Source organism: Dietzia sp. 111N12-1 (assembly GCF_001658045.1).
In the GTDB taxonomy this organism is placed as follows: domain Bacteria; phylum Actinomycetota; class Actinomycetes; order Mycobacteriales; family Mycobacteriaceae; genus Dietzia; species Dietzia kunjamensis.
In genome coordinates this window covers 1-9,546 of the sequence record NZ_LSSV01000055.1, presented here as the reverse complement: position 1 = coordinate 9,546, position 9,546 = coordinate 1, and the positions used below count along the sequence as shown (strand labels likewise).

The 9,546-nt window shown below is 59.3% G+C and carries 5 protein-coding genes; 4 read left to right on the top strand and 1 reads right to left on the bottom strand.

Going from position 1 to position 9,546, the window contains the following annotated elements; genetic code table 11:
- The first annotated feature begins 1,738 nt into the window (after nucleotides 1-1,738).
- From AYO52_RS13100 to AYO52_RS18365, 4 genes are all read left to right on the top strand, one after another.
- Nucleotides 1,739-3,676 (top strand): class I SAM-dependent DNA methyltransferase, encoded by a 1,938-nt coding sequence (locus AYO52_RS13100; RefSeq protein WP_253702143.1) that lies wholly within the window; start codon nucleotides 1,739-1,741, stop codon nucleotides 3,674-3,676.
- A gap of 101 nt (nucleotides 3,677-3,777) precedes the next feature.
- Nucleotides 3,778-4,989: a restriction endonuclease subunit S gene (locus tag AYO52_RS18730; protein ID WP_216635329.1), complete on the top strand. Its 1,212-nt coding sequence runs from the start codon at nucleotides 3,778-3,780 to the stop codon at nucleotides 4,987-4,989.
- A 2-nt stretch (nucleotides 4,990-4,991) separates the two neighbouring features.
- Complete coding sequence (locus AYO52_RS13095) at nucleotides 4,992-7,925, top strand: type I restriction endonuclease subunit R (RefSeq protein ID WP_067718145.1); 2,934 nt, start codon at nucleotides 4,992-4,994, stop codon at nucleotides 7,923-7,925.
- 730 nt (nucleotides 7,926-8,655) lie between these two features.
- Nucleotides 8,656-9,198: a hypothetical protein gene (locus AYO52_RS18365; protein WP_156523609.1), complete on the top strand. Its 543-nt coding sequence runs from the start codon at nucleotides 8,656-8,658 to the stop codon at nucleotides 9,196-9,198.
- 29 nt (nucleotides 9,199-9,227) lie between these two features.
- Here the strand turns inward: AYO52_RS18365 and AYO52_RS18725 are convergent.
- A partial coding sequence (locus AYO52_RS18725) for a hypothetical protein (RefSeq protein ID WP_216635328.1) occupies nucleotides 9,228-9,546 on the bottom strand: 319 nt, incomplete at its 5' end.

The window sequence follows — 9,546 nt, the reverse complement described above, 5'->3', positions numbered from 1 at the left end:
ACCCCACACTTAGATGCGAAGAGCCCCCTTACAGGGCACACAAATCTGCCCCGAATGCCTGCATTCGGGGAAATGGCTCATTGAGTGGAGACTGCCCATTATCGCCGTTTGCGATGTCCACGCCAACTACTTGGTGCCATCGTGCACGCAATGTGGCAAGCGTTTTCGCAGTCGAAGGACAAGCCCCCTCAGACCTGAGCTTTCAACCACACAGCCGTGCGGTAACCCTCTCGGCCCTCGACGAAACTGCCGTCACTCAGCCCTGGCCCACCCCATCGAGCAGTCACCGCACGACGACGTCGTAGCCAGCAAGGCGATACGTCAAGCAATAGCAGGGGTGTCCCTACGTTGTCTTGGAACTGAAACTCCGCCGGAGCGCTACCTCGCTGATCTGAGGGCGACTGCAGTCCTTCTCATGCACATCGCAACGCACTCGTCCCCCGAGAGTGCGGCAGGCTGGGGCGAGAGCCTCCGAGCGGAAGCGGCACTACGACGGACAGAGTTACGAGGACCGCGGTGGGGCATACGGCCAGCCGATGATCCGAAGATCCGAGGCAAAGCGATTGGAGCGGCTCACCAGATTCTGACCGCCACAACAGTCGAGGCCGCAGCGGCCATGCTAAATCCCTGGATAGCTCACATCCCCGCTACTCATGGGGGCCAGGCTGGCTGGATCCGCAATCGAACGCCTCAAGCACCAATGCTGCACGAGATCGTGCAGAAGTGCCTGCAACCACGACAAAGCACATCCCGTCAAGTGGCGATACGGGTCCGGACAGACCTGCCTGACTCGCACATTCCGCAGGTTCTGCACGAAGAACTCTACGAGGAGCATATCGGGCCGATCATGAAATCACATTCGTTCCTCGGCCGAAGATTCGCTAGCTTGTGCCTAGCAAAAATCTCCCGGCCAGGACGGTCCTGGTCGGAATCAGCATCCGCTCTCGGGTTCCAAGCGGAGGTCGGACCCAGCACAGCAAGAGCAGTGACCAAACACGTCAAGTGGTCACCACACGAGGTCGCAGACGCACTGGAGCGAGTAGCAGATGAGCTGGAAGGCGGGACGGACTATCGCAGCGCCGAAAGCGTTGTGAGGCAGCTAGCGTCCGAGCCCGAAACGTGGTTTCCCGGCTGGGCCAGATCCCAGAATCCACGGCGGCGGGCGGTCACGCTGCCGTATGCCGTCACATGGATTTGGATAGAAGTCGCCCATGCCGATTTGGATACAAGTCCCGGATGGACCGCAGCTCCCACGCACACTGAGAAAGCGTATTTCCGCGCGTTCAGCGAACGACTCAGTGAGCCCGCGAAGAACACCCTGCGCGCTATCGCGGTCCAGGCGGATGCGACCAACTGAAACCCAGCCCCCTCCAGTCAAGTCTCTCGCTCATGTCGATATCAGTTGTTGGGATCCTGGGTGACTGCCGAACTGATTTCTTCCCAGGCCCGGACATCGTCAATGTGAGGACCTCCAGTGGAGGCGTCTGCCGCAGATGATAACGAGAGCAGGAATGTGGTCGGCGACGACCACTGAAGCTGGGCGCCACTATCTGGAACACGGCACCGTGTCGAGATACCGCTACGCGGTCTGGGACCATGTCAGTGGTGCCGTCCACCGTCTTCTTACTGGTGAGGCGGCATTGCCTGTAGCACTGTCGGCGCCAAGCCGGTAGGCAAGAAGTCTGATCAAGAGTGAAGGATCCTCGTGCCACATAGCTCCATCAACCACGCTCGAATCGTGGCCCTCATCTGGAACATCGCTGACGATGTGCTCCGCGACCTCTATGTCCGAGGCAAGTACCGTGACGTGATCCTTCCCTTTACGGTCCTGCGTCGCCTGGACAGCGTCCTTGGCCCGACGCGAGAAGCCGTGATGGCAATGAAGAAGGTGCTGGATGAGGCGGGCGTCGCCGACCAAGACGCACCGCTGCGGGATGCAGCCAAGCAGGATTTCTACAACACCTCGGGGTTCTCGCTTCAGGACCTTCGCCACGTGGCGAACTCGACTCGCCTTAGGCAGAACTTCGAGGCGTACCTGGACGGGTTCTCGCCCAACGTGCAGGAGATCATCGACAATTTCGAGTTCCGTAACCAGCTACCTCGTCTCACGAAGGCTGACGCGCTCGGTGCGTTGATTGAGAAGTTCCTCGCTCCAGATCTCGATCTCTCCCCAGCGGGGATGGACAACCACGGGATGGGCACGGTCTTCGAAGAGCTTGTGCGCCGCTTCAACGAGGAGAACAACGAAGAGGCCGGCGAGCACTGGACGCCGCGCGACGCCGTCCGACTCATGACCCGGCTTATGTTCGAACCGATTGCTGACGCCGTCCCGTCGGGCACGTACCGCCTGTACGACGGCGCTATGGGTACCGGTGGCATGCTGACCGTTGCTGAGGAGACACTGCATCACCTGACGGAGTCGTCCGGCAAGAAGGTCTCGACCCACTTGTACGGGCAGGAGATCAATGCCGAGACGTATGCGATCGCGAAGGCCGACCTGATTCTCAAGGGCGATGGCAAGGCTGCAGACAACATCGTCGGCGGGCCGGAGTACTCGACGTTGTCAAACGACGCGTTCGCGGGCCAGGAATTCGACTTCATGCTTTCGAACCCGCCGTACGGCAAGAGTTGGAAGACCGACCAGGACAGACTCGGGGGCGCGAAGAAGATCATCGACCCTCGGTTCGTCGTGACCCACAACGGCGACAGCGAGTACTCGCTTGTCACGCGCAGTAGCGACGGGCAGCTCATGTTCCTCGCGAACTTGATCTCGAAGATGAAGCAGGAGACCGAGCTGGGCTCCCGCATCGCATCGGTGCACAACGGATCGTCGCTGTTCACGGGCGACGCGGGCCAGGGCGAGAGCAACATCCGCCGGTGGATTATTGAGAACGACTGGCTCGAGGCAATCGTCGCACTGCCGCTCAAGATGTTCTACAACACTGGCATTGCGACCTACGTGTGGGTTCTCTCCAACCGAAAGGAAGAACGCCGCAAAGGCAAGGTGCAGCTCATCGACGCGACCAGCTGGTACACGCCGCTCCGCAAGAATCTCGGCGAGAAAGGTGTCGAGGTTGGCGTTACCGACGCCGACAAGGTGCTTGAGGCATTCACTGCGTTCGACAAGTTCGAAGATTCTGATCGCTCCAAGGTGTTCGACGGTATCGACTTCGGCTACAACAAGATCGTTGTCGAGCGTCCGCTGCGCATTGCCGGCGTGGACCCGAACCGCATCTACACCGCGAAGGAGATCAAGCAGCTCAAAGAAGATGGCGTGCGCGATGAAAGTGCGCCGCCAGTCATCAAGAAGGCTCTCCCGTACACGGCTGTACCTGACCCGCTACACGGACGGTACGAGGCCGTCATCGCTGGTCGTACCCGCGTTGTCGAGTACGAACCTGACACCGAGCTTCGCGACACCGAGCAGGTGCCGCTGACGGAGCCAGCTGGCGAACACACGAGTGGGATCGAAGCCTTCTTTCGACGTGAGGTGACGCCCTATGCGCCGGACGCCTGGATCGACGAATTGAAGACCAAGATCGGCTACGAGATCTCTTTTACTCGCCACTTCTACAAGCCTGCTCCGATGCGCACTCTCGCTGAGATCCAAGCGGACATCCGCGCTCTCGAAGCAGAGACCGATGACCTGATCGCCGAGATCGCGGGCGAACAGTGATGTTTCGTGATCTCCCTCGGTACGGCCAATACACGGCGAGGAACAGTCCGTGGCTAGGAGAGTTGCCTGCGCATTGGTCGACCGAGCGAACGAAGTCGCTGTTGACTGAACGAGTCGAAAAAGGATACCCCGACGAGCCGCTACTTGCAGCGACGCAGAGCCATGGCGTCATCAGGAAGGCCGACTATGGAACACGGACTGTCACTGCGTCCAAGGATCTTCACCTTCTAAAGCTTGTTGAGGTTGGCGACTTTGTGATCAGTCTGCGCTCGTTCGAGGGAGGAATCGAGCGTTGCCACCATCGAGGAATCATTTCTCCCGCCTACACCGTGCTGACAGCCGGGTCGGCTGGATATCGTGACTACTTGACTTACCTGTTCAAATCAAAGCCATTCGTTAGCTCACTCACGCTCGCGGTTACCGGCATTAGGGAAGGCCAGAACATCGACTACTCGATGTTGGCTGTCGACCTGCTCCCTGTGCCACCGGTGGAGGAGCAGGCGGCGATCGTGAAGTACCTCGCCTACGCGAGCGCCCGTATCGACAAGGCAATCGCCGCCAAGCGCCGACTCTCCGCCCTACTGGAAGAGAAACGTCATGCTCATGATGATCAGGATCTGAACGATCAGACTCGCGTCGATCTCGGAAGCGTGCGGCTTAAGTCTCTCCTGCATGAGGTGGACGAGCGATCGCCTCGGGGCGAGGAGCAACATCTGTCCATGAGTCAGAAGTTTGGTCTGGTTCCAGCTGATCGAATTTCGCGCACACTCACCGCACAGTCCATGGCAGGTGGACGAATTTGTCAGCCGGGCGACATCGTACTTAACAGGCTCAAGGCGCATCTCGGAGTTTTTGCGGTGGCTCCGTTGTCGGGTGTAGTAAGTTCTGACTACACAGTTCTGCGTGCCCATGGAGATGTTCTTCCCGAGTTCCTGTGTAGACAGCTTAAGTCGGCTAGTGTCCGCCCCGAACTTCGACGGCGCACTAAGGGAATCGTTGAAGGGTTTTGGCGGCTGTACACCGAAGACCTGCTTTCCATGCACGTGAGGCTTCCTGACCTACCGATGCAAGGGCGAGTTGTTCGCGAAATAATGGCTCGAGACGAAGAATTCCGACGTGTTACTTCCAAGATTGCTGAAGAGATTGTATTGCTTCAGGAGTTCCGTGCCCGCCTCGCCGCTGACGTCGTGACGGGCCAAGTTGACGTCAGATCGATCGCAGCGACGTTGCCTGAAGCGCCTGAAACGTCCGACAACCAGATTTTGTTGCTCGATAATTGTGACGATGAGGTATTGAGCGAAGGCGAGGACTGATCATGCAGCGTCTAAACGAGGAGAGCTTGGAAACGCTCATCGTCACTCAGATGAGAGAGGGTGGCTGGATTGAGGGTGTACCAAATGATTACGTCGCCTCATACGCACTCGATCTTCGCCATTTCGCTGCGTTCATCGAATCGACCCAGCCCGACCTCGTCGAACCGCTCGGGCTCGCCACCGAGACCCCAACGCGCCACAAGTTCCTCGCTCGGCTGCAGGGAGAGATAACGCGGCGCGGGATCGTCCACGTGTTGCGGAACGGCATCGACCATCATGGTCGCCACATTGACCTGTACTACCCGACGCCCGCGGCCGGGAATTCGAAGGCGCGTGGGCATTTTGCCGCAAATCGGTTCGTAGTCACTCGGCAGGTGCACCACAGCGTCAGCAGCACGGGCGATGCCGTCGATCTCGTGGCAATCGTCAACGGTCTGCCGGTGTTCACGTTCGAGCTGAAGAACAACTTCACGAACCAGACCGTGGAAGACGCGGTGCAGCAGTACCAGCGCGACCGCGACCCTCGCGAGCCGCTGTTCGCGTTTGGGCGGACGATTGCACATTTCGCGCTCGACGATCAGCGCGCACGGTTCTGCACCGAGCTCAAGGGCGCGTCCTCGTGGTTCCTGCCATTCGACCAGGGGTTCAGGGACGGAGCGGGGAACCCGCCGAACCCTGATGGGGTGATGACGGACTACCTGTGGCGGCAGGTGCTCTCCCCTCCGAGCCTTGCCGGGATCATCGAGAACTACGCGCAGATCGTGGTTGAAAAGAACCCAAAGACCGGAAAGAAGGTATCGAGGGCGATCTTCCCCCGGTACCACCAGCTCGATGTGGTGCGCCAGCTTCTCGCGGACGTCGAAGCGAACGGTGCAGGTCGTCGCTATCTCGTCCAGCACTCAGCTGGCAGCGGAAAGTCGAACTCGATCGCCTGGCTGGCTCACCAGCTCACAGAATCTACATATGCCGGACGGATCGCGTTCGACTCGATAATTGTCGTCACCGACCGCATCATCCTTGATAACCAGCTCACGCAGACCATCAAGTCGTTCCTGCAGGTGGGGTCCACTGTCGTCCATGCCGATCGCTCTGGAGATCTGCGGCAAGCGATTAATGCCGGCAAGAAAATCATCATCACCACGGTGCAGAAGTTTCCGTACATCCTGGACGACATCGGAGCCGACCTCCGTGATCGTACGTTCGCCATCGTCATCGACGAGGCGCATTCGTCTCAGGGATCAAAGACCTCAGCGGCCGTGTCGCACGTGCTCGCTGGCGTCGAAGCAGACGAAGAAGACACTTTCGAGGACCAGATCAACCGAATCATCGAGGGCAAGAAGCTGCTGACTAACGCGAGCTACTTCGCGTTCACAGCCACGCCGAAGAATAAGACCCTCGAGATGTTCGGCGAGCCAGCACCCAACGCTGATGGCAGTACCAGCTTCCGACCATTCCATTCCTACACGATGAAGCAGGCGATTCAGGAGGGCTTCATCATCGATGTCCTTTCCAACTACACGCCCGTCGGCAGCTACTACAAGCTCATGAAGACTGTCGAGGACGATCCCGAGTTCGACGCGAAGCGCGCCTCAAAGAAGCTCCGCGCCTACGTCGAGGGTAACGAGCACGCCATCGCGCAGAAGACCGAGATCATGGTCGAGCACTTCCTCGCTCAGGTGGTCGCAAAGCGCAAGATCGGCGGTCGGGCGCGAGCAATGGTCGTGACATCGTCGATCCCTCGATGTATCGAGTACTTCCATGCGATTCGTAAGGCGCTCGCTGCGCGCAAGAGCCCTTACCAGGTGATCGTGGCGTTTTCTGGCGAGCACGAGTACAAGGGCATGAAGGTAACCGAGGCGATCTTGAACGGCTTCCCCTCCAAAGCGATCGCCGAGCAAGTGAAGACTGATCCGAACCGGATCCTTGTAGTCGCGAACAAGTTCCAGACCGGCTACGACGAGCCACTCCTGCACACGATGTATGTGGACAAGCCACTTTCGGGTGTGCTGGCAGTGCAGACGTTGTCACGGCTCAATCGGGCACACCCCGCGAAGCACGACACGTTCGTCCTTGACTTCGCAAACGACGCCGACGAGATCCAGCGCGCATTCGATCCCTATTACCGCACTACCGTGCTGGCGGGAGAGACGGACGCCAACAAGTTGCACGATCTGGCCAACGATCTGGATGCGTTCGGCATCTACAACCCCGAGCAAGTGGACGACTTCGTGGGGCGCTACCTGGCAGGGGAGCCCCGGGACCGCCTCGATCCGCTACTCGATGCCAGCGTGGCAGAGTACATCGAGCTGTCCGACGAAGACGACCAAGTGACTTTCAAGGGCAATGCGAAGGCCTTCCTTCGCACCTATAACTTCCTCTCCACCGTCCTTCCCTACGGCAGCAGCGAGTGGGAAAAACGATCGATCTTCCTCGATCACCTAGTGCCTAAGCTGCCAGCTCCCAAGGAGGAAGACCTCTCCACTGGCATTCTTGAAAACATCGACCTGGAGTCGTATCGGGCTGAGAAGCTCAACGCGATGAAGATCGTGCTCGATGACGAGGACGGCACCCTCGATCCGGTCCCTGCCGCTGGTGGAGCGTACCGCGCGGACCCGGAGCTCGAGAGGCTCTCGGCGATCGTGCGGAGCTTCAATGACCACTTCGGCAATATCGAATGGAACGATGCCGACCGCGTGGAGCGTTTCATCACCGAAGAGATTCCGCGGCTTGTGTCCGAGGATGAGGCCTACAAGAACGCACAGGCTAACGACGATCCTGTGAACGCCCGCGTGGAAAGTGACCGTGCTCTCAGCCAGGTCATGTTGCGCCTCATCTCCGATGACACTCAGCTCTTCAAGGAGTTCCAGGACAACAGCAGCTTTAAACAATGGCTCGCCGGGGCCGTCTTCGATGCGACCTACCGAAAGAGCGCATGAGGAATAAGACCCTCTGTCGATGGGCACGAACCGGTACCGCAGCTTGGCGCCTAGGCTCGGGGATAGCGACCTTACAGAACCGGCGTTAATCTGGCGCACATCGTCCCGGTGGTTATGTGGAGCGCGTGAACCCTAGTGCGCGAACGCGGGTGGTCCGGACGCCCGGTACCGGCATTTCCGGCCCGCCGCCGTCAACTCGGCCGAGGTTCGATCGGAACCTTTTTGCAGGACTAGAGAGGTGCAGCTGCCAAACAAGAGGGGTGACTATGAAAGAAGCGGATGGATGGACAGTGGTGGCGTGGTCTCAACTTGCCCATATCGGCGCGCACGCGGGGAGTACTGACTTACGTCCGAATCTGGACGAGCTCAACCTCGACATTGTGAGACACGCGTTTAACACTGCCTGGATTTACAGTCGTGCCGACTTCGAACCGCATCTGAACGTCGCTCTCACCAAGAGCCAGTGGCGCGAGACGTGTGCGCTCGCCGGCTCGATGGCGGAGTCTTTGATGCTCAGCTCCGCCACGTACGTCGAAGCAGTCTGGCACAGCAGGTTGATCGAGGCTAAAGCGGAACCCGCAGGTATGGCGATAGCTCAGCGGCATCTCNCGCAGACAATACCGTCGACACTGCTGTCAGCGTGGGGCACCGACTGATCAACTTCGTTGTGCGAGTGGCCCGGGCAGTGCCGAGTACGTGCGAGCTACTGGGCGAGACAGACCGCTACTCAATGCTCGGGCCCGGTTACCAACCATTTGAAACGGAACACCGTGACGCTTGGTTGTCGCTGAACAAAGATGAAGTTAAACGTCTCCGGAGGACCCTGCCGACGGCTCACCGCTCAGCAATAAACCACCTTGAGGCTCTAGCGAAGAGCCTTGAGTGGCAGGCCCTGCTCGATATTCGTAGCGAGAACTTCCATCGTTGGCGCAAAGAGCACGAGTCCGTCATCGGCGTAGACGCCACGTCCGGTATCGGCCGCGATATTCTTGACCACGACGGCAATGTGACAGGCCGTTCCGTGGGTGGGCACTCGCGCCGGCACACAGCTGGGGACGGACTGACCGAGAAGACGACGGCAGTGGCCGGCGACGGGCTGCGGGTTATTGCCGAGACACTCACGAGCATCATCGAGGACACTCTGTCGATCCTTCCAGAGATCACGGGCGGCTACACCATCGATTATGACGGCAAACGATTGAAGCAGTCGTGGCAGATTCCTGGCCCGCAATCTGCGGCGCCCGCTGGACCGCAGGAGGACGCGGACGGGTGACGAACGCAGGACCCATTAAACGAAACACCTTACAGGACTCGTTCCGCTGTCCAAGTCAGCCCCATCCCAGAGCCCTCGGAACCGCCGATCGACTTCTGCGTCGCAAGAAACTCTCGGATTATCTTCCGGGTGGTGAGGCGTCCGACCATCAGATCGGGTTCCTCCGTCGAGGCCACCAGTTCCCAGGAGCCGTTTCGCTTTACGTGCGACTCGGCTATCCAGTCCACGCGGCCGGGTACGTCGAAGGTGCCGCCGATCACCAGACGAGCGACGTCGTCGGAAGAGCGGAATGCGACAACGAAAGAGCCATCCCATTCGTCATCCTTAGAGGTTCCGCCAGTAGGTGAG

Coding starts and splice junctions, on each gene's coding strand:
- AYO52_RS13095 (WP_067718145.1), top strand. CDS start 4,992: ATGCAGCGTCTAAACGAGGAGAGCTTGGAAACGCTCATCGTCACTCAG.
- AYO52_RS18365 (WP_156523609.1), top strand. CDS start 8,656: ATGCTCGGGCCCGGTTACCAACCATTTGAAACGGAACACCGTGACGCT.